The following is a 19,418-nucleotide window of genomic DNA, read 5'->3' on the forward strand; positions in this document are numbered from 1 at the left end:
GGCCGGTGCGCCCTGGCCGGTCGCGAACCGTCCCGGGTGCCGACCACGCGCTACGGCTGAACCAGGTCGTCCCACGACGGGAACGGCGGGTACTCGCCCGGCACGGACTCATCCGGGAAACCAGGCGCATCGCGATCGGCGATCGCGAACCTCACAGCACTCGAATCGTTCGTCCAGAACACCTCGCTGTACACAGCCACCGTGTACTGCCCGTTGGGCCGCACCGTGTAGGTCACCCACCAGCCGTCGCCTGTATCGGCGCGGGCCTCGAATTCGCTACCGATCTCGGCGGTTCCCGACTCCCAGCCTTTCTCGTCGAAGTACTCGAGCATCGGATCGAGGTCGGAACGCTCGCCCTCGGCCCCCTCGAGAGTGACGTTCCGACTGGTCTGGAAAAAGTAACTGTTCTCCTCAGCGGCACCCTCGGGCGCCTGACCGTAAGCATTCGCCCCGCCCATGACGGGCAGCACGTCCCCACCGATCCAGATCCATGAGCCGTCCGAGATCTGGAGCTGCGCCTCCTCGAGCAGGCCCTGCATCTCGACGTACCGCTCCGACGCCAACCCGAACTCCTCCTCGAGCGACAGCCCGGCCACCTCCGTCTGAGTCATCCCCGCCGCGTCGCGAGGCTCATCGCCGAGAGCAGACCCCGCCCCGGAGGCGCACCCCGCCACCGCGCACACTGTCACCATCGACAGCACCACCGCTCGAAGAACACCCCCGGATCGCAGCATGATCTACGACTGCACCGGATCGCTCCACGACGGGAACGGCGGGTACTCGCCGGGCACGGACTCCTCAGGGAAGTCGGCCGGATCACGATCGGCGATCGCCGAGAACAGCGCGCCCGAATCGTTCGTCCAGAACGGCTCGCTGTACACAGCGAGGGAGTACTGGCCGTTCGGACGAACCGTATAGGTGACCCACCAACCGTCACCGCTGTCGGCCCTCGCCTCGAAGTTGCGGCCGATCTCGCGACTACCCGACTCCCAGCCCTTCTGGTCGAAGTACTCGATCATCGGATCGAGATCGCTCCGGGCACCCTCGGCGCCCTCCGGCTCGAGGATCCGCCCTGCAGTGAAGAAGTAAGAGTTGTCATCGTCAGCCCCCGGCAGAGGCTCGCCGAACGCGTCGGCCCCCGCCGCGACAGGAAGCACATCGCCACCGTTCCAGAACCATGCACCGTTCGAGATCTGAAGTTGCGCCTCCTCGAGCACACCCTGCATCTCGACATACCGCTCCGACGCCAGCCCGAACTCGTCCTCCACCGACAGCCCAGCCACCTCCGTCTGAGTCATCCCCGCCGCATCCCGAACGTCCTGTCCCGTCACGTCATCTCCATTCCCTGCGCTCGCGGCGCATCCTGTCATCGCGATCACCAAGAGCGTCGACACCACAGCGGCGACGTGATGATGCAGGCTCGATTTCATAGCTCGATTCATCAGTCCGGTCTTCCGTTGGCTACGATCTGCGAGCTAGTCATGAGGGATGTCGAATCGGCAGCAAGGTATCCCGTTTGGTCGGACTCGAAGTCCGTCCACATGTTGTGCTGGGTCACGGCTTCGGTCCCTGGTCCGCCCTCGGATGAAAATTGCTGCACCCCTGGAACCTCCGATGGATCAGTCCGGCTGTTCTGCCCGAGCCACAGCCCGAATGGAGCGAGGCCGTCACCGGCGGCGAGCGTAGAAAAGACTGCGTCAGCATTCAGCTCTTCGACCGTAGCCTCCTCCGTCAGGCCAACGGAACCGTAAGAGATGAACGAATCCACCCGGTTCTGCGTGAGCAAGAGGGCCTCAGAGGTCGTCGTCGAACCATAAGAGTGAGCCATGACGGTCACAGAATCCGGTGCGGTGCTGGCTCTGCTGTCGTGCACACCGTCTAAGAACGAGGCCAGCTCAGAAGCGCCAGATGACGCCCTGGCGGAGAACGCCACTTCGCCCTTGTTCGGGGAGTTATAGCCGAACCACGAAACGACGGCGTAAGACTCGTGCCTGTTCTCGTCGAAGGCGGCTGTGATCAATTGCTCTGAGGCCTTAATCGAACTCGATAGGCCAGCGGCGTTGGAGTCCATGCCCGGCACATTGACAGTCACATTCGACGCCGTTTCGACGTTCCCCAACGAGATCGCAGCCACAAGGGCCCCGTCATGCTCACCGAATCCGACGAGTTGCGCCGCCTTATCGACCTGTTCCCCCGGGAGGTACCGTGCCCTTTCATCCGCGTCGTCCACGGCATCGCTGAGCGCCTTCACCTGCTCCTCGAAGGCCGGGAGCCCCCGGTTCCGGTCCCCGCCAAAGCCCATCAGCTGATAGACCCGCTCCGGATCCTCGACAGCGGCGTCCAGCACGGCTCGCGACGCTATGTCGCGCTTCGACGCGGGCACGCCGTCGAGGTTCGCGAACAGATATTGGGTCGCCAGCGGCAAGCCGGAGATGTAGGCGTCGGTCTGCGGCAGCTGCGCATAAGCCTCCGCCACCTCCGCCGGCGTGAGGCCCGGTTGCAGCAGCCTCGTGAGCGCGGGCGACGCGGACGTCACCGCCACCGAGTCGAGGCTGAGGTCCGGAAGCGAACCGCCCCCCGCCTCCTCGAACGCCGCCGCGATTCCGTCGAGCCACGTCGCGTCCGCCGCGTTCTCGGTCATCAGCACGTCAAGACTCGATATCGCCGTCGACGAGTCGATCGGCACCCACGAACACGCTGATGTGAAGCCGGCCCAAGCGTTCTTCATCTGGATCACGTGCTGCGCCGAGCTCAGGTCCGACGCTCGGCTCGCGGCGGCGAAAGTCCGGAGCAGATCGGGATCGGCCGACGACATCCCGCCCGAGGAGCCGCCGCTCGTCCGGTTGCGCACGCGCGCGCTGAACGACGCCGCGATCGGCTTCGGCTTCACGGCGACATCGCTGGGGCGCGGGTCGGTCAGTGACGTGGCGAACGCCGACGCCCCCTGCAGGAAGTCCCCCGACGCCCGCTGCTCATCACGGGCAGTCTCGCGCGTGGTCCAGCTGTCGACGTCACGCAGACGCTGGCGCTCCCTCTCGGCCTCCTGCTTAGCCGTTCCCACGGCACCGCTCAGATCCGACAGAACCCCGGCCAGCTTCTGGGTGTCCTCCGACCGCACGGTGCTGGCCTGGGTGAACAGCGTCGCGTAGGCGCCCTGGAAGTCGGGCACGACCGACTCGACCTGCATCCGGTTCGCCATCGCCTGCGTGCGCAGGTCGCTCGATGCCCCGTCCGCCGCAGCGATCAACGCGTCAGCCGCCCCGTCGTCGAACTCGATCGTCGCCATGCCCACCACACCCCCGTGTGAACCCACTTGTCTGTGCGTCTGAAGCTACACCCCGTCCGCCCGCGTCCCCCGCGCCTCCTGCGACACCCCGTTTTCGGCGCCACACCCCCATCTATCGGGGTGTAGAGCCGAAAACCGGGTGCAGCACGAGCGGGGGAGCTGCGGCGCGAGCCGAGGAGGCGCGGCGCGGCTCAGCGGGCGGCGAGCGCCTCGACCGGCGTCACCGAGGTCGCCCGGCGGGCGGGCACCAGCGCGGCCACGCCGGCGAGCACGGCGGCCGTGAGGGCCAGCCCGACCAGCAGCGGGAGCGGCAGCGTCGGCGCGATGAGCAGACCCTGGTTCGCCGAGCCGAGCAGCGCCTGCGCCCCGGCCCAGCCGTAGACGGTTCCGAGCACGACTCCGACGACGATCGCCGTCACGGCCATCTGCGCGGCCTCGAGCAGGATCATGCCGCGGATCTGCCCGACGGTCGAGCCGACGGCGCGCAGCAGCCCGAGCTCGCGACGACGCTGCAGCACGCTGAGCGACATGTCGTTGACCATGCCGACCGCGGCGATGACGGCCGAGAAGCCCACGAGCCCCGCCATGATCAGCAGCGTGGTCGTGAACATCGTGTCGAGCTCGGCGGCGTAGACCGGATCCTCCGACAGCCGTCCGATGAACGTGCGGAGCGTCTCGAGCGCCACCGACATGGTCGTCACCAGGGTCACGCCGATGACGATGCCGATCGTGGCGCGGGTGCTCCGCTCGGGCTGACGCACGGCGTTCTCGGCCGCGAGCCGCGCCACCTGGCCGCCGCCGAAGAGGCGACCGACCCCGGCGAGCATCGCCGGCATCACGGTGTGGGCGCCGACCACGACGCCCGAGAAGGAGAGGACCCCTCCGACGAAGGCGATCAGCACGCCGATCGCGTCCGCCAGGCCGATGACCACCCCGGCGAGCAGCAGCAGTCCACCCCCGACGACGAGCAGCGCCGCGAACACCGTGCGGAGCACCCGGCGGGGGCGCGAGCCGACCGGCTCCTCCTGAACGACTCCCGTCGCCTGCAGCGGGGTGACCTGCAGCACGCGGCGCGAGCCGATCCAGGCCGCGGCGACGGTGGTCGCGACGACGGCGACCGCCGGCACGAGACCGCCGACCGAGACGTACGCGTAGTCGAGATCGGGCAGCGTGCCCCGCGCGACCAGCACGGTGACGGCCACGACGACGAGCAGGGTGCCGACGACGATGCCGATCAGCGCACCGGCGACCCCGACGAGGAGCCCCTCGCGGGCCACGGACCGACGCTGGTCGCGGGCCGACGAGCCGAGCAGGCGCATCAGGGCGATCGTGGGCGTGCGCCCCGCGACGACGGTGGTGAAGGTGTTCGCCGTGACGATCGCCCCGACGTAGAGCGCGAGTCCGACGAAGACCGACGCGACGAGATCGAGCATCGTCGAGACGGTCCCGCTGGCCGCGACCGCCGGGTCGGAGGCGATCAGCTGCTCGACGATGTGCGACACGGAGAGCAGCGCCACGCCGAACGTCGTGCCGAGGGCCGCGACGAGCACGCTGGGGCGGTGCTCGAGCAGCTGCTCGACGAGGGCGGAGCGGGTGCGCGGGGCGGTGCCGGCGGAGCGCTCCGAGCTGCGGGTGCCGGGGCCGCCGCCGGGCCGGGGAGCGGTCACGGACGCGGTCGCGGCGCTCACGCGGCACGCTCCAGGTCGAGCATGACCTGCGAGATCTCGGCCGGCGTGCTGGCGCCGACCTCGTGCACGATGCGTCCGTCGGCGAGGAACACCACGCGGTCGGCGTAGCTCGCCGCCACCGGGTCGTGCGTCACCATGGCGATGCTCTGGCCGTGGTCGCGCGAGGCCGTGCGCAGCACCTCGAGCACGTCGCGCCCCGCCTTCGAGTCGAGGTTGCCGGTGGGTTCGTCGGCGAAGATCAGGTCGGGCCGGGTGGCGAGCGCGCGGGCGATGGCGACCCGCTGCTGCTGACCGCCCGAGAGCTGGTGCGGACGGTGCGTCAGGCGCGAGTCGAGACCGAGGGTGCCGACGAGCCAGCCGATCCACGCGCGCTCGTCGGCGGTCGCGCGGCGGCCGTCGAGCCGGAAGGGCAGCTCGATGTTGGCCGACACGTCGAGCGTCGGCACGAGGTTGAACGCCTGGAAGACGAAGCCGATGCGGCGGCGACGCAGCAGGGTCAGCTGCGTGTCGTCGAGCCGCGTGATGTCGGTGTCGCCGAGCAGCACCCGGCCCGACGTCGCCTGATCGAGCCCGGCGGTGATGTGCATGAGCGTCGACTTGCCCGAGCCGCTCGGGCCCATCACGGCGGTGAACTGGCCGGCGCGGAGGTCGAGCGAGACGTCTCGCAGGGCGTCGACGCGGCCGTCGCCGAGGCCGAACGACTTCGTGACGTTCTCGACGCGGGCGACGGGCGCCGCGCCTCCCCGGCTGATGGGGGTGGTGGTCGTGGGGTGTGCTGCGGGGTGTGCTGCGGGGTGGGTCATGGGGTACGTCCTGTCGAGGGGGGGCCGAGGAGGCGCGGGTCGGGTCGGGCGGGCTACTGACGGAGCGTGCTGCCGCCGTCGTCGCCGGGCACGGCCTCGGCGGTGGTCCAGCTGGCCCAGCGGTCGTCGACGGAGGCGGTCACGCGACCGTCGCCGCACGACACGAGCCCCGTGGTGGGGAGCGGCTGCGGCAGCGTCTCGGCCGGCATCGCCGGGCCGCCGAGGTCGCCGTCGACGGGCTCGCAGGCGTCGAGGTCGACGCCCTCATCGGAGACGAACGAGAGCTCGTAGCCGGGCTGCGAGACGTGCAGACGCACGTCGATGTCGCGGGCGTCCTCGGGGACCCAGTCGGGCAGGAACCAGGCCATGTCGTCGGAGGTGCGCGAGCTCGGGGCGTCGGCGTGGACGTCGTAGTGGCGCTGCTGCACGGGCTCGCTGCCGACGGCCTTCTCGGCGGCGCCGACCAGGGTCGAGCAGCCGGTCAGGGCGGCGATGCCGGCGACGCCGAGGGCGACGGTCGCGGCGGCGCGCAGACGGCGGGCGGGGACGGAGGCGCCGGTCGAGCGGGTCTCGGAGCGGGCGGCGGACGGGGTGGGGGCGGCGTGATCTTCCATGCCTACGATCCTCGCGACGCCCGCCGCGCCGCCCTATGACGCCCGCACCCAGACCCGCGCGGGGGTTATCCCCCGGTGCGCTGCCGGCACGTGCGCGGACGACCTCGCTGAGCTACCATGAGAGCAATCGACCCCCTCCCAAGCCTCTCGACGATGCTCAAATGGGAGGGGCCTTTTTCTTTTCGAGGGGCTAGTGAAACCCAGCCTGACCGTGGACCAGCAGGTCGCTCTGATGTCGACGCGCAACCTCGCCATCGCTGACGAGGCCGAGTGCGCGCGGTTCCTCGCGGCGAACAACTACTACCGCTTCTCCGGGTACGCACGGTATTTCCAGATCGCGCCGCATGGCGGTGACGATGATTTCCGCCCCGGTACGACCTTCGACGAGATCCGTGGCGTCTATGAAGCCGACGAGGCGCTCCGAACCGCACTGGTCAAGCCCTTGGCCAGCGCTGAGCTCCTGCTGCGGACCCACACCGCGTCCGCAATCGCTCACATCCACGGACCCTATGGGCGGTACCTCGAGCAGAGGTTCTACACGGATGCCGTCGACAGGGAACCGACAGTCGACGCGATTCTTCGCGACATCACTCGCAGCCGCGAGCGCCACGTCCTCCACTTCCGGACCGCCGCCGACGGTGCGCCGGACTTCCGCGACCTACCGGTGTGGTCAGCGATCGAGGCCCTGTCGTTCGGCACCCTCTCGAGGTGCATCGAGCGTGGCGCTGGAGCGTCCCTGGCCGACGACGTGGCGACGAGCCTCGGGGTGGCGAAAGCAGGCTTCGCCTACCGCGTGCGGACCCTGGTCTATCTGCGTAACCGCTGCGCGCATCACAGTCGTCTCTGGCATCACTCGATCATCGACGCGGGACCGACCCCGAACAACGTGCGAGCCAAAGCCAAGCGAAAGATCGGCCAGTTCCACCCCCGATCCGTGCTCGACGCCATCGCGTCCCTCGATGATCTGATCGTCCGTGGCCAGGCTGGCGTGCCGGCCCTTCCCCACATCGCCGGACAGCACCGTCCCGAGTCGGTCTTCTGGCAGGGTCTCGCGTCCCCTCGGACACCTGACGATCACAGAGTCTGAGCCGCGCACGGAGACGCGAACGGGGCACCGCTGGATCTCGCGGTGTCCCGTTCACGTCGTGATGCCGGGCCGTCCTCGGGCCGGCGGCGTCAGCCCAGGGGCGCGACCTCCACCGCGACGAGACGGGGGTCGTCGAGCGAGACGGGGTGCACGTCGCCGGTGAGCAGGAGGCGCGCCTCCGTCTCGCGGGTGTCGCACGACGGGCCGACCCAGAGCTCGACGTCGCCGGGCTCGACCACGCGGCGGCCGTGCCGGTCGGTGAAGGCCAGACGAGAGGTGGGAACGGTGAACTCGACCCGCGCCTCCTCGCCCGGTGCGAGCGTCACCCGCGCGTAGCCGAGCAGCTGCGCGACCGGACGGGTCACCGAGCCGATCACGTCGCGGGCGTAGAGCTGAACGAGGTCGATGCCGGGCCGGTCGCCCGTGTTCGCGACCCGCACCGACGCGGTGAAGGAGCCGCCGGCGGCGACCTCTCCGGCCGACCCGACGCCACCCGCCGACCCGACGGCGAGGTCCGAGCGGCTCCACGTCGTGTAGGTCAGACCGTGGCCGAACGGGAGCACCGGGGTGCTGTCGGCGCTCGTGACCTCCGAGGGCCCGCCGAGCACGGGGTGCAGGTACGAGAACGGCTGCGCCCCGGCCGAGCGCGGCAGCGACACCGGCAGGTGACCCGAGGGCTCGACGCTGCCGGACAGGATGCCGGCGACGGCTGCGCCGCCCTCCTCGCCCGGGAAGAACGCCTGCACGACGGCGGCCGGCGCCCCCGCGCCCGAGATCGCCCAGCCGATCGCGTACGGACGCCCCGAGAGCACGACCATCACGACGGGCGTGCCGGTCGCGACGACGGCCTCGACCAGCTCGCGCTGCACACCCGGCAGCTCGAGGCTCTCGACGTCGTTGCCCTCGCCGACGGTGCCGCGCCCGAACAGACCGGCGCGGTCGCCGACCACCACGATCGCCACGTCGGCGCCGCGGGCGGTCTCGACGGCGGCGACGATGCGCGACCGGTCGTCGCCCTCGACGTCGCAGCCCGCCGCGATCGTCACCTCGGCGTCGGGCAGCTCGTGACGCAGCGCCTCGGCGACGGTCGGCAGCTCGATGCCGAGCGGCACACCGGGGTGGTGCGCCAGCACGTGGTTGACGAACGAGTAGCAGCCCATCAGGGCCTCGGCGCTGTCGCCGTTCGGCCCGAGCACCGCGACCGCGGCCGGGCCGGCGGCCGCACCGGCACCGACACCCGGGCCCAGGAGCGGCAGCACCCCGTCGTTCGTCAGCACGACGACCGACTCGTCGGCCAGGCGGCGCGCGACGACCCGGTGCTCGGCCGAGTCGAGATCGAACACCGACGGCGGTGGCGTCTCGAACGTCTCGTCGAGCAGCCCGAGGTCCTCCTTCTGCGCGAGCACGCGCAGCACGGCCCGGTCGACGAGCGCCCCGTCGACGAGCCCCGATCGCACGCGCTCGGCGAGCGGCTCGAGGTAGGCGTCGCCGGTCGGCAGCTCGACGTCGATGCCGGCCTCGAGGGCCAGTGCGGCAGCCTCGCCCCGGTCGCCCGCGACGGCGTGCATCACCTGGAGGAACGCCACCGAGAAGTAGTCCGACACGACGACCCCGTCGAACCCCCAGCGGCGACGCAGCAGCTCGGTCAGGTACTCGGGCGTGCCGGCGACGGGCACGCCGTCGATCTCGGCGTACGAGTTCATCACCGAGCGGACCCCGCCGTCGAGCACGGCCATCTCGAACGGCGGCAGCAGGACGTCCTCGACGAACCGCGGCCCGATCTGCGCCGGTGCATGGTTGCGCCCCGCCACCGACGCCGAGTAGCCGACGAAGTGCTTGAGCGTGGCGTGGACGCCGGCGGCCTGCAGCCCCCGGACGTACGCGGTGCCGATGGTGCCGACCACGTACGGATCCTCGGCGATGCACTCGTCGACGCGTCCCCAGCGCGGGTCCCTGATCACGTCGAGCACCGGCGCGAGACCCTGGTGCACGCCGAGCTCGCGCATCGACCCGCCGATCAGCTCGGCCATGCGCTCGACGAGCTCCGGGTCGAACGAGGCGCCCCAGGCCAGAGGCGTCGGGAACGTCGCCGCCTGCCAGGCCGCGAGCCCGGTCAGGCACTCCTCGTGCACGAGGGCCGGGATCCCGAGACGGGTCTCGTCGCGCAGGCGGCGCTGCTCGCGCCACAGCCAGGAGGCGCGCTCGACCGGGTCCACCGGTCGCGTCCCGTAGACCCGCGTCAGGTGACCGAGCCCGTGCCGGGTGGCCTCCTCGTAGTCACCCGACGTGGCCATCTCGCCCTGCATCGGGGCCACGTTGTCAGCCCCCTGATCGACCCACCAGCCGACCAGCTGGGCGAGCTTCTCGTCGAGGGTCATGTCGGCCAGCAGCGAGCGGACCCGGTGGGAGGCGCGGGGCTCGCCGCGCACGACGGTCTCGTCGGGCTGGACCGTCTGCGGTGCGTCGATGGTGTCGGTCATGTCGGCTCGCGCCTCCTGGGCTGGTGCGGTCGGGGTCCGGTCGACCCGGAGGGTGCCGGTGTCGGCGGCGGTCATCCCTTGACCGCCCCGGTGAGTCCGCCGACGATGCGGCGTTCGAACAGGCTGAAGAAGATCAGCGCGGGCAGCATCGACAGAGCCGTGAAGGCCAGCACCCGGGCGGTGTCGACCGAGTACTGCGACGAGAACGCCTGCACGCCGAGCGGCAAAGTGAACGTCGACGGATCGTTGAGGATGAACAGCGGCAGCAGGTACGAGTTCCACGCCCCGATGAACGCGAGGATGCCGACGGTGATGACCCCCGGCAGCGACAGGCGCACCACCATGCGGAAGAAGAAGCCGAGGCGGCTGCAGCCGTCGATGAACGCGGCCTCCTCGATCTCGTCGGGGATCGCACGGAGGAACGGCACGAGGATGATGATCGTCGTCGGCAGCGCGAACGCGATCTGCGGCAGGATCACCCCGGCCAGCGAGTTCGTCAGCCCCAGGTCGCGGATCACCAGGTACAGCGGCGTGATCGCGACGGTCATCGGGAACATCAGCCCCGCGGCGAACATCGCGTAGAGAACGCCGCGTCCGGCGAACCGGTAGCGGGCCAGCACGTAGCTCGCGGCGAGGCCGAGCGCGACGGTGCCGATCGTGGTGGCGCCGGCCGAGATCAGCGAGTTGCCGACCTGCCGCCAGAACGTGCCCTCGACGAGCACGTCGATGTAGTTGCCGATCTGCCACGGGCTCGGGAACCCCGACGGGTCGGTCGTGATCTGCGCGTTCGTGCGGAACCCGCCGAGCACGATGAACGCGACGGGCGCGAGCATCGCCACGATGACGACCAGGGCGACCACGTACGCGACGCCGCGTCCGGGATCGGCGATCCCGCGCCTCCTGCGCTTCGTCGGCTGCGCGTCGTGCGACGCGGGCCCGCGGCCCCGAGGAGGCGCGGCGAGGGTCGAGGCGGTCATCGTTCTTCTCCTGCGGTGGTGGCGGAGGTCGTCACGGCGCCGGCCGTGTCGCGACGCAGCACGTAGCGCTGGTAGACGAGGGCGACGACGAGCGAGATGAGGAACAGCACGACCGCGACGGCGTTGCCGTAGCCGTAGCTGCCCGAGGTGCGGCCGTTCGCGACCATGTAGGTGGCCATCGTCGAGGTGCCGGCGGTGGCCGCGATGTACTGACCCCAGATGATGTAGACGAGGTCGAACAGCTGCAGCGAGCCGATGATCGACAGGAACGCCCAGATGCGCAGCGTCGGGCCGAGCAGCGGCAGCGTGATGCGGCGCTGGATCTGCCACCAGCTCGCGCCGTCGATGGCCGCGGCCTCGCTGAGCTCCTCGGGGACGCCCTGCAGGCCGGCGAGGAAGAGGATGACGGCGAAGCCGACGTACTTCCAGGTGATGATGACCAGCAGGGTCCAGATGGCGATGCTCGGGTCGGCGAGCCAGTCCTGCGCGAGCGAGCCGAGGCCGAGCTTCGTCAGCATGTCGTTGACGGCGCCGCTGCCCTGGAGCATGAGGCTCCAGCCGGTGCCGACGACGACCTCGCTGATGACGTAGGGCACGAAGATCAGCACGCGGATCAGCGACTGACCGCGCAGCTTGCGGTTCAGCAGCAGCGCCAGGCCGATCGCGACGGGGCCCTGCAGCACGAGCGACAGCACGACGATGGTCGCGTTGTGGCGGAGGGCGTCGAGGAACGCGACGTCCTGGAAGATCGTCAGGTAGTTGCGGAACCCGACGAAGTCCGTCGGCGCACCGAATCCCGACCAGCTGAAGAAGCCGTAGTAGGCGGCCATGACGATCGGGAACACCACGAAGGCCAGGAAGACCACGAGGGCCGGGCCGACGAGGAGGGCGATCTCCAGGCCCTGGGCGCCACGCCCCTTCCGGGACACGGCCCGGGAGGCCGCCGGGGGCGATGCGAGCGCATCGCCCCCGGCGGTGGCGTGAGCCCGCGAGGGTGCGGCGGGCCGCACGGAGGGTTCGCGGAGACTCACGGTGCGACCCCTACGCCTTCTTGGCGGCGGCGTCGACGGCCTCGACGAACTGCTCGGGCGTGCCGTCTCCGGAGAGCAGGTCGACGACGGCGACGTTCATCGCGTTGCCGACGTTCAGGCCGTAGACGGTGTCGAGCCACTGCGACACGAACGGGGCGTCGTTGTAGGCGGCCAGGACGTCCTGCAGGTAGGGCTCGGTGACCGACTCCTGAGCGACCGTGTTGACCGGAGGCGCGTTGAAGGCCTTGTAGTAGGCCGTCTGCACGTCGGGGGTCGCGAGGTAGTTCAGGAAGTCGACGCACGAGTCGGGAGCGTCGGTCGAGCACGAGTACCCGTCGACGCCGCCCATGATGGCGCCGGTCTCGCCGTCGCCGCCCTCGATCTCAGGGAACGGGAACCAGCCCAGGTCGGGCAGCGGCTTCTCGTCGGGGGTGAGCGAGGCGATGACGCCGGGGTTCCAGGCGCCCATCAGCTCCATGCCGGCCTGCTTGTTGGCGATGAGGCCGGCCGAGCTGCCGGCGCCCTGCTGGGCGGCCGTGGTGAGGAAGCCCTCGTTGAAGGGCTCGGTGTCGCGGAAGTCGGCGAGGTCCTGGGCGGCGTCGACCCAGCACTGGTCGCTGAAGTCTCGGTCGGTCGCGGCCTGCTCGAGCACGTCGCTGCTGCAGGCGCGCAGGGCGAAGAAGAAGTACCAGTGCGCGGCGGGCCAGGCGTCCTTGCCGCCGAGCGCGACGGGCTGCACGTCGGCGTCCTTCAGCTTCGAGACCGCGTCGTCGAGCTCGTCGATCGTGGTCGGCGCCGCGTCGATGCCGGCCTCCGAGAAGAGGTCCTGGCTGTACCAGAAGCCTCCGGGCAGCACGGCGACGGGCATCGAGTAGACCTTGCCGTCGACCGAGCCGGCGCCGAAGGTGCCCTCGCTGATGTCGGCGCGGGCGTCGTCCGAGATGCCGTCGCTGATGTCCTTCACCTGACCGGCCTGGACCATCGCCGAGAGCTTGCCGCCGCCGCGCTGCAGGAACACGTCGGGCGCGTCGCCGGAGTTCAGGGCGGTCTGCAGCTTGCTGTCGAAGTCCTCGTTCTGCACGGTCTGGACGTCGATCGTCACGTCGGGGTTGGCCTCCTCGAAGTCGGCCGCGGCCTTCACCCAGAAGTCCTGCCCGGGGCCGGTGGTCGAGTTCTGCCAGAGGGTGAGCGACCCGTCGTCGTCTCCCCCGCCTCCTCCGGTGCTGCAGCCGGTCAGCAGTCCCGCTCCGATCAGCAGGGCCGCAGACCCGGCCAGGAGCCGTCGAGATGTGGTCATGGTTCCACCTGTTCCTCTTCGTTGAGCGGCCGTGGTCGGCCGAGTGCGCCGTGCTCCGATGCGCGGCGTCGCCCCAGTGTCGAAAACGGGCGCGCGGGTGTCAAACGTTTTCGAAAACCATTTCGACGTGGCTAGGCTGCGGGTCGTGAGGACGACGTGATGACGAGCCGGGTGACGATCCACGACGTGGCCAGGGTCGCGGGCGTCTCGGTCGCCACGGTCTCGAAGGCGGTCAACGGCCGGTACGGGGTCTCGGCCCAGGCGACCGAGCGCGTCATGGCCGCGGTCGACGAGCTCGGCTACGAGTCGAGTCTCGTCGCGAGCAGCATGCGCGCCCGCCGCACCGGCGTGATCGGCGTGCTCGTCGCCGACTTCGAGCCGTTCAGCTCGGAGGTGCTCAAGGGCGTCGGCGCCGCCGTCCGGGCCCGCGGGTCGGAGTACGACCTGCTCGCCTACAGCGGCGCCCACCACGGCGAGAACAGCGGCTGGGAGCGCAAGTCGCTCAGCCGCCTGAGCGGCACCCTCATCGACGGGGCCATCCTCGTGACGCCGTCGGTCCTGACGACGACCGCGAGCATCCCGGTCGTCGCGGTCGACCCGCACACCGGGCGCACCGACCTGCCGTCGGTCGAGGCCGACAGCCGAGGCGGGGCCCTGCTCGCGGTCGAGCACCTGCTCTCGCTCGGGCACCGTCGCATCGGGTTCCTGTCGGGGCGACCCGACCTCCGCTCGGCGTCACTGCGCGAGGCCGGCTACGTCCAGGCGCTGCGCGCGGCCGGCATCACGCGCGACCCCGGTCTGACCCGCCACGGCGACTTCGAGCTGACCACGGCGCGGCAGGCCGCGCGGTCGCTGCTGACGCGCGCCGACCGACCCACCGCCGTCTTCGCGACGAACGACCTCTCGGCCATCGCGCTGCTGCGCACCGCCCTCGAGCTCGGACTCCGCGTCCCGGAGGATCTCAGCATCGTCGGCTTCGACGACATCCCCGAGGCGTCACGCGAGTCCCCGCCGCTGACCACCGTGCAGCAGCCGATGCAGCGCCTCGGCAGCGCCGCCGCCGGCATGCTCTTCACGATGCTCGACGGGGGCGCGCCCACGACGCCCGAGGTCCAGCTGCCGACCCGGCTCGTGGTGCGCGGCACCACCGCTCCGCCGCCCGCCGGCTGACGCGCCTCCGGCCTCCCCCGCACCGGCTACGATCCAGCGAGGGCATTCAGCACTCAGACGACGTCGTCTCCCCCTCCGAACGACGCTGGACGAAGCGAGGTATCGGCCGTGGGCGCGACGAGAGACGATGTGGCGCGGCTCGCCGGAGTCTCGGCGAGCACGGTCTCGTACGCCATCAGCGGTCGCCGCACGATCTCGGCCGGCACGCGTCAGCGCGTCGAGCAGGCCATGGCCGATCTCAGCTACACGCCCAACGCCTTCGCCCGCGGACTCGCCGGCTCGCGGGGCGGGATCCTCGCCCTGCACTACCCCTACAGCCGCCGGGGGGTCACGTCGTCGGAGTTCGAGTACGTCGCCGCGGCCACGGATCGGGCGCGCGAACGCGGGTACCACCTCCTCCTCTGGTCGCACCCGATCAACGACGTCGACGGACTCGGCAGCCTGGTCAGCGAGGGCCTCGTCGACGGCGTGATCCTCATGGAGCTGACCGCCGCCGACGCCCGCGTCGGCGTGCTGAGCGACTCGGGCGTCCCGTTCAGCAACATCGGCCGACCCGACGACGCCGAGGGGCTCTGGTTCATCGACGCCGACTACGAGTCGCTCGGACGCCAGGCCGTCGACCACCTCGCCGACCTCGGCCACGAGCACGTGTTCTTCCTCAGCCAGAGCATCGCGTCGCCCGAGCGCGGGTCGGGGCCCCTCGACCGGGCGACGAGCGCCCTGCGGCGACCGGCCCTCGATCGCGGCATCCGCCTCGACACGCACCTGGCCGACAACTCCGTGCCGGGAGGCCGCGAGGCGTTCGCCGTCTTCGACGCCCTGACGGCGCGACCGACGGCGGTGCTCGCCTTCAACGAGATGGCCCTGGCCGGATTCGTGCAGTCGGCCGCCGCGGCCGGGCGATCGATCCCCGGCGACATCAGCGTCGTCGCCCTGAGCATCGGCGACCTGGCGGCCGAGATGACCTCGCCTCCGCTCACCACGGTGAGCCCTCCCGGAATCGAGATCGCTTCGGCCGCCGTCGACGATCTCGTCGACCGGATCGAGGGGCGTCGGCACGACGCGCCCCACGTGCTCGTCGCGCCGCGCCTGGTCGTGCGGGGCAGTTCCGCACCCGTTATCCGGATGTGACCCGCGCCCTAGCACGAGCGGTTGCGCGCCTCCTGCGGGTGTGTGAAACTCACAGTCGACGCGCGTCGACGACGACGTGTCGCGGAGACCGGCTGACAGCACACCCGGCCGCCGGTCTTGCAACTCAATGAGGAGATAACAATGCGAGCATCCCTGCACCGCCGATTCACCGGCCCTCTGGCCATCCTGGCGGCATCCAGCTTCCTGATGGTCGGCTGCTCCGGCACCGCCGACCCCAACGACCCCAACGCCGGTGGCGGCGGCGGAGCCGAGGTCGGCACCGCCGACGGCGTCGTCAACGTCTACGGCACCATCAACGGCGACGAGGCGACCCTGCTCGAGGAGAGCTGGGCCGACTGGGAGACCGAGAACGACATCGACATCAAGTACACGGGCGACAAGGAGTTCGAGAAGCAGATCGGCATCAAGGTCCAGGGTGGCGACACCCCCGACCTCGCGATCTTCCCTCAGCCCGGTCTGCTCGCCGACACCGTCGCCTCGGGCAAGGTGCAGGAGCTCCCCGAAGACGCCCTCGCCAACGTCAAGGAGGGCTGGTCGGAGGACTGGCAGAAGTACGGTCAGGTCGACGGCACCCAGTACGGCGCCCCCCTGATGGCCAGCGTCAAGGGCTACGTCTGGTACTCCCCCGCCAAGTTCGAGGAGTGGGGCGTCGAGGTCCCCAAGACGTACGACGAGCTCGTCGAGGTCTCGAAGACCATCCAGGAGAAGAGCGGCGAGGCGCCCTGGTGCGCCGGCTTCAACTCGGGCGAGGCCTCGGGCTGGCCCGGCACCGACTGGATCGAGGACCTCGTGCTGCGCGAGGCCGGACCGGACGCCTACGACTCGTGGGTCGCCGGCGACACCGAGTTCACCGACCCCGACGTCAAGGCCGCGTTCGACTCGGTCGGCACCATCCTCCAGGACCCCGAGATGGTCAACGCCGGCTACGGCGACGTGAAGTCGATCAACTCCACGGCCTTCGGCGACGTCGCCACCAACGTGGCGAACGGCAGCTGCGCCCTGACCCACCAGGCCTCGTTCTTCGAGGGCTTCCTGACCGCGGCGGACAACGCCGACGGACAGCCCGCCACGGTCGCCGAAGACGGAGACGTCTGGGCCTTCCTCACCCCGCCGATGGCCGAGGGCGACCCCGCCGCCGTCACCGGTGGCGGCGAGTTCGTCGCCGCGTTCTCGAACGACGACGACACCGCCAAGGTCCAGGCCTACCTGGCCAGCGCCGACTGGGCCAACAGCCGCGTCTCGCTCGGTGGAGTCATCTCGGCCAACCAGGGCCTCGACCCCGAGAACGCCGGAAGCGACCTGCTGAAGAGCGCCGTCGAGATCCTGCAGGGCACCGACACGACCTTCCGCTTCGACGGCTCCGACCTGATGCCCAAGTCGGTCGGCTCGGACTCGTTCTGGAAGGGCATGGTCGACTGGATCGACGGCTCGGACACCGAGACGGTCCTCGAAGAGATCCAGGCCGGCTACACCTCGTAACACCCCGCTGATCAGGGGCCACCGCTCGTCGGTGGCCCCTGACCCCGCGCCCGCACGACCCCGCACGACCCGCTCGCAGCGTCGCGAGCGGCCCCGGTCGCGCGAACGCCTGCTCCTTCATCGGAACCCGAACGTGAAAGGACAGCGATGTCCAGTTTCTTCCAGTGGCTGGCGGGGATCCCTCCCCTCGCCCAGATCCCCCTGATCCTCCTCGCCTTCACGGCCCTGGTCGGCATCGTGCTCGTCTTCGTCGAGTTCGCGCCCCGCCGCGGTCGGCAGTACACGATCCTCCGGCTCGCCGTCTGCGTGCTCGTCCCCGTCGTGGTGCTCTTCGCCTTCGGCCTCTACAACTCGGTCATGTGGGTCGCCGTCATCGCCGCCGTCCTCGGCGGCGGGCTGTTCCTGCTCGACTACCGCTCGAAGCGCGGCGCCGGCTACTCGCTGCAGCTCATCGGGTTCATGGCCCCCGCGGTCTTCTTCCTGATCATCGGTCTGATCTACCCGACCATCACGACCGCCGGTCAGGCGTTCATGAAGAACGACGGGTCGGGCTTCGCCGGCATCGACAACTTCATCTGGGTGTTCACCAGCCCCGACGGTCTGACCGCCTTCGGCAACACGCTCATCTGGGTGCTGCTGGCCCCCATCACGGCCACCGCCATCGGTCTCGCCTACGCGGTCTTCATCGACAAGAGCCGCGGCGAGAAGTTCCTCAAGCTGCTGGTCTTCATGCCCATGGCGATCTCGTTCGTCGGCGCGTCGATCATCTTCAAGTTCTTCTACGACATCCGCCAGGGCGAGCAGATCGGTCTGCTGAACGGCATCCTCGTCGCGTTCGGCGGGCAGCCGGTCGACTGGCTCGGGTTCGAGCCGTGGAACACCCTGCTGCTCGTGATCGTGCTCATCTGGACCCAGGCCGGCTTCGCCATGACGGTGCTCTCGGCCGCGATCAAGGGCGTGCCCGCCGAGCAGCTCGAGGCCGCATCGCTCGACGGGACCAACGGGTTCCAGGCCTTCCGCCACATCACGGTGCCGGGCATCCGGACCACCATCATCGTGGTGCTCACCACGATCTCGATCGCGTCGCTCAAGGTCTACGACATCGTCTCGGCCATGACCGGCGGTCGCAACGACACGACGATCCTCGCGTTCGAGATGGTGCGGCAGTTCCAGCTCGGCAGCCGCACCGGCTACAGCTCGGCCCTCGCCGTGATCCTGTTCATCCTCGTGCTGCCGATCGTCATCTACAACGCCCGCCAGATCCAGAAGCAGAGGGAGATCCGATGACCGCCACCCCCACCCCGGTCGGTGTCGCCGTCACCCCGGGCACCGAGAGCCAGCTCCAGCGCGGCGTCGCGAAGATCGAGAGCTCGAGCGGCAAGCTGAAGAAGGGCACGACCAGCCGTGGCGCCACCATCGCCGCGCTGATCATCGCCGTCGTCTGGACGCTGCCGACCGCCGGTCTGTTCATCTCGTCGTTCCGCCCCGCGAACGACATCAAGACCACCGGCTGGTGGACGGTCTTCGCCAACCCCGGCTTCACGCTCGACAACTACGTCAACGCGCTGAACTCGGGCGACAGCCTCACCCTCGGCAAGGCGTTCCTCAACTCGCTCGTCATCACGCTGCCCGCGGCGCTGATCCCGATCACGATCGCGAGCCTCGCGGCCTACGCCTTCGCGTGGATCGACTTCAAGGGTCGCAACACGATGTTCGTGCTGGTCTTCGCCCTGCAGATCGTGCCGATCCAGATGGCGCTCGTGCCGCTGCTGCGTCTGTTCTCGGACGGTCTGCAGATCGGCGGGCTGTACATCCTGCCCGGGCTCGGGGTGAACGGGCTCGACGGCTCGTTCGCCAAGGTGTGGATCGCTCACACGATCTTCGCCCTCCCGCTGGCGATCTTCATGCTGCACAACTTCATCTCCGAGATCCCGTCCGAGGTCATCGAGGCCGCCCGCATGGACGGCGCCGGTCACGGCCAGGTGTTCTTCCGCATCGTGCTGCCGCTGTCGATGCCGGCCATCGCCTCCTTCGGCATCTTCCAGTTCCTGTGGGTGTGGAACGACCTGCTCGTGGCGACGGTGTTCACCTCGGGGCAGGGGTTGCCGATCACGAAGGCCCTGCAGGACCTCTCGGGTTCGTACGGCCAGTCGTGGGAGCTGCTCACGGCGGGGGCGTTCATCTCGATCATCGTCCCGCTGATCGTGTTCTTCGCCCTGCAACGGTTCTTCGTGCGCGGCCTCCTCGCCGGAGCCACGAAGGGCTAGCCCTCCCCTGAGACCCCAGCAGGTCGCTGAGACCCCCGTGCGCGCACGGGGGTCTCGGCGATTCGCCGGGGTCTCGCTGCGCCGCCC

General features: G+C 70.0%; 16 protein-coding genes. 6 read left to right on the forward strand and 10 right to left on the reverse strand.

Translation table 11 applies throughout. The features are described from left to right. Window positions 1–50 precede the first annotated feature (50 nt). The 6 genes from ASF17_RS09540 to ASF17_RS09565 form a co-directional block, all read right to left on the reverse strand. A complete protein-coding gene (locus tag ASF17_RS09540) occupies window positions 51–704 on the reverse strand; it encodes a hypothetical protein (RefSeq protein ID WP_055798819.1) in 654 nt (217 codons plus the stop codon). A 33-nt stretch (window positions 705–737) separates the two neighbouring features. After that, on the reverse strand, window positions 738–1,430 hold the full coding sequence (locus tag ASF17_RS09545; RefSeq protein ID WP_055798822.1) for a hypothetical protein: 693 nt from the start codon (window positions 1,428–1,430) through the stop codon (window positions 738–740). 11 nt (window positions 1,431–1,441) lie between these two features. Then, complete coding sequence (locus ASF17_RS09550) at window positions 1,442–3,286, reverse strand: alpha/beta hydrolase (protein WP_156357377.1); 1,845 nt, start codon at window positions 3,284–3,286, stop codon at window positions 1,442–1,444. A gap of 191 nt (window positions 3,287–3,477) precedes the next feature. Further along, window positions 3,478–4,974, reverse strand: coding sequence for an ABC transporter permease (locus ASF17_RS09555; RefSeq protein ID WP_235476519.1), 1,497 nt, complete (start codon window positions 4,972–4,974; stop codon window positions 3,478–3,480). Then, entirely contained in the window at window positions 4,971–5,777 is an 807-nt protein-coding gene (locus ASF17_RS09560) for an ABC transporter ATP-binding protein (protein ID WP_055798827.1), read from the reverse strand. The genes ASF17_RS09555 and ASF17_RS09560 overlap by 4 nt, the downstream gene beginning before the upstream one ends. Before the next feature lie 53 nt (window positions 5,778–5,830). Further along, window positions 5,831–6,391, reverse strand: coding sequence for a hypothetical protein (locus tag ASF17_RS09565; RefSeq protein ID WP_055798831.1), 561 nt, complete (start codon window positions 6,389–6,391; stop codon window positions 5,831–5,833). A 193-nt stretch (window positions 6,392–6,584) separates the two neighbouring features. Here ASF17_RS09565 and ASF17_RS09570 point away from each other — a divergent pair, with 193 nt between their 5' ends. Next, a complete protein-coding gene (locus ASF17_RS09570) occupies window positions 6,585–7,478 on the forward strand; it encodes an Abi family protein (RefSeq protein ID WP_055798836.1) in 894 nt (297 codons plus the stop codon). Between the two features lie 89 nt (window positions 7,479–7,567). On the opposite strand, the gene ASF17_RS09575 is transcribed toward ASF17_RS09570, so the two are convergent. The 4 genes from ASF17_RS09575 to ASF17_RS09590 form a co-directional block, all read right to left on the reverse strand. After that, entirely contained in the window at window positions 7,568–9,856 is a 2,289-nt protein-coding gene (locus ASF17_RS09575; protein WP_055800603.1) for a glycoside hydrolase family 3 N-terminal domain-containing protein, read from the reverse strand. A gap of 173 nt (window positions 9,857–10,029) precedes the next feature. Next, the gene (locus ASF17_RS09580; RefSeq protein ID WP_055798838.1) at window positions 10,030–10,935 is read right to left on the reverse strand and encodes a carbohydrate ABC transporter permease; all 906 of its coding nucleotides are present in this window, start codon (window positions 10,933–10,935) and stop codon (window positions 10,030–10,032) included. Beyond that, window positions 10,932–11,966 (reverse strand): carbohydrate ABC transporter permease, encoded by a 1,035-nt coding sequence (locus tag ASF17_RS09585; RefSeq protein WP_055798841.1) that lies wholly within the window; start codon window positions 11,964–11,966, stop codon window positions 10,932–10,934. Before ASF17_RS09585 ends, ASF17_RS09580 begins: the two co-directional genes overlap by 4 nt. Before the next feature lie 10 nt (window positions 11,967–11,976). Further along, window positions 11,977–13,263, reverse strand: coding sequence for an ABC transporter substrate-binding protein (locus tag ASF17_RS09590; RefSeq protein WP_055798844.1), 1,287 nt, complete (start codon window positions 13,261–13,263; stop codon window positions 11,977–11,979). A gap of 159 nt (window positions 13,264–13,422) precedes the next feature. Here ASF17_RS09590 and ASF17_RS09595 point away from each other — a divergent pair, with 159 nt between their 5' ends. The 5 genes from ASF17_RS09595 to ASF17_RS09615 all read left to right on the forward strand — a co-directional run bounded on the left by ASF17_RS09595 (window position 13,423) and on the right by ASF17_RS09615 (window position 19,331). Then, complete coding sequence (locus tag ASF17_RS09595; protein WP_055798847.1) at window positions 13,423–14,433, forward strand: LacI family DNA-binding transcriptional regulator; 1,011 nt, start codon at window positions 13,423–13,425, stop codon at window positions 14,431–14,433. A gap of 108 nt (window positions 14,434–14,541) precedes the next feature. Next, entirely contained in the window at window positions 14,542–15,564 is a 1,023-nt protein-coding gene (locus ASF17_RS09600) for a LacI family DNA-binding transcriptional regulator (protein ID WP_055798849.1), read from the forward strand. A gap of 141 nt (window positions 15,565–15,705) precedes the next feature. Further along, window positions 15,706–17,064, forward strand: a complete 1,359-nt coding sequence (locus ASF17_RS09605; RefSeq protein WP_055798853.1) for an ABC transporter substrate-binding protein — start codon at window positions 15,706–15,708, stop codon at window positions 17,062–17,064. Window positions 17,065–17,211: 147 nt separating this feature from the next. Continuing rightward, the gene (locus ASF17_RS09610; protein WP_055798856.1) at window positions 17,212–18,351 is read left to right on the forward strand and encodes a carbohydrate ABC transporter permease; all 1,140 of its coding nucleotides are present in this window, start codon (window positions 17,212–17,214) and stop codon (window positions 18,349–18,351) included. Next, window positions 18,348–19,331, forward strand: coding sequence for a carbohydrate ABC transporter permease (locus ASF17_RS09615; protein ID WP_055798857.1), 984 nt, complete (start codon window positions 18,348–18,350; stop codon window positions 19,329–19,331). The genes ASF17_RS09610 and ASF17_RS09615 overlap by 4 nt, the downstream gene beginning before the upstream one ends. Window positions 19,332–19,418: the final 87 nt, after the last annotated feature.

Source organism: Frigoribacterium sp. Leaf263 (genome assembly GCF_001422285.1).
Taxonomy (GTDB): Bacteria; Actinomycetota; Actinomycetes; order Actinomycetales; family Microbacteriaceae; genus Frigoribacterium.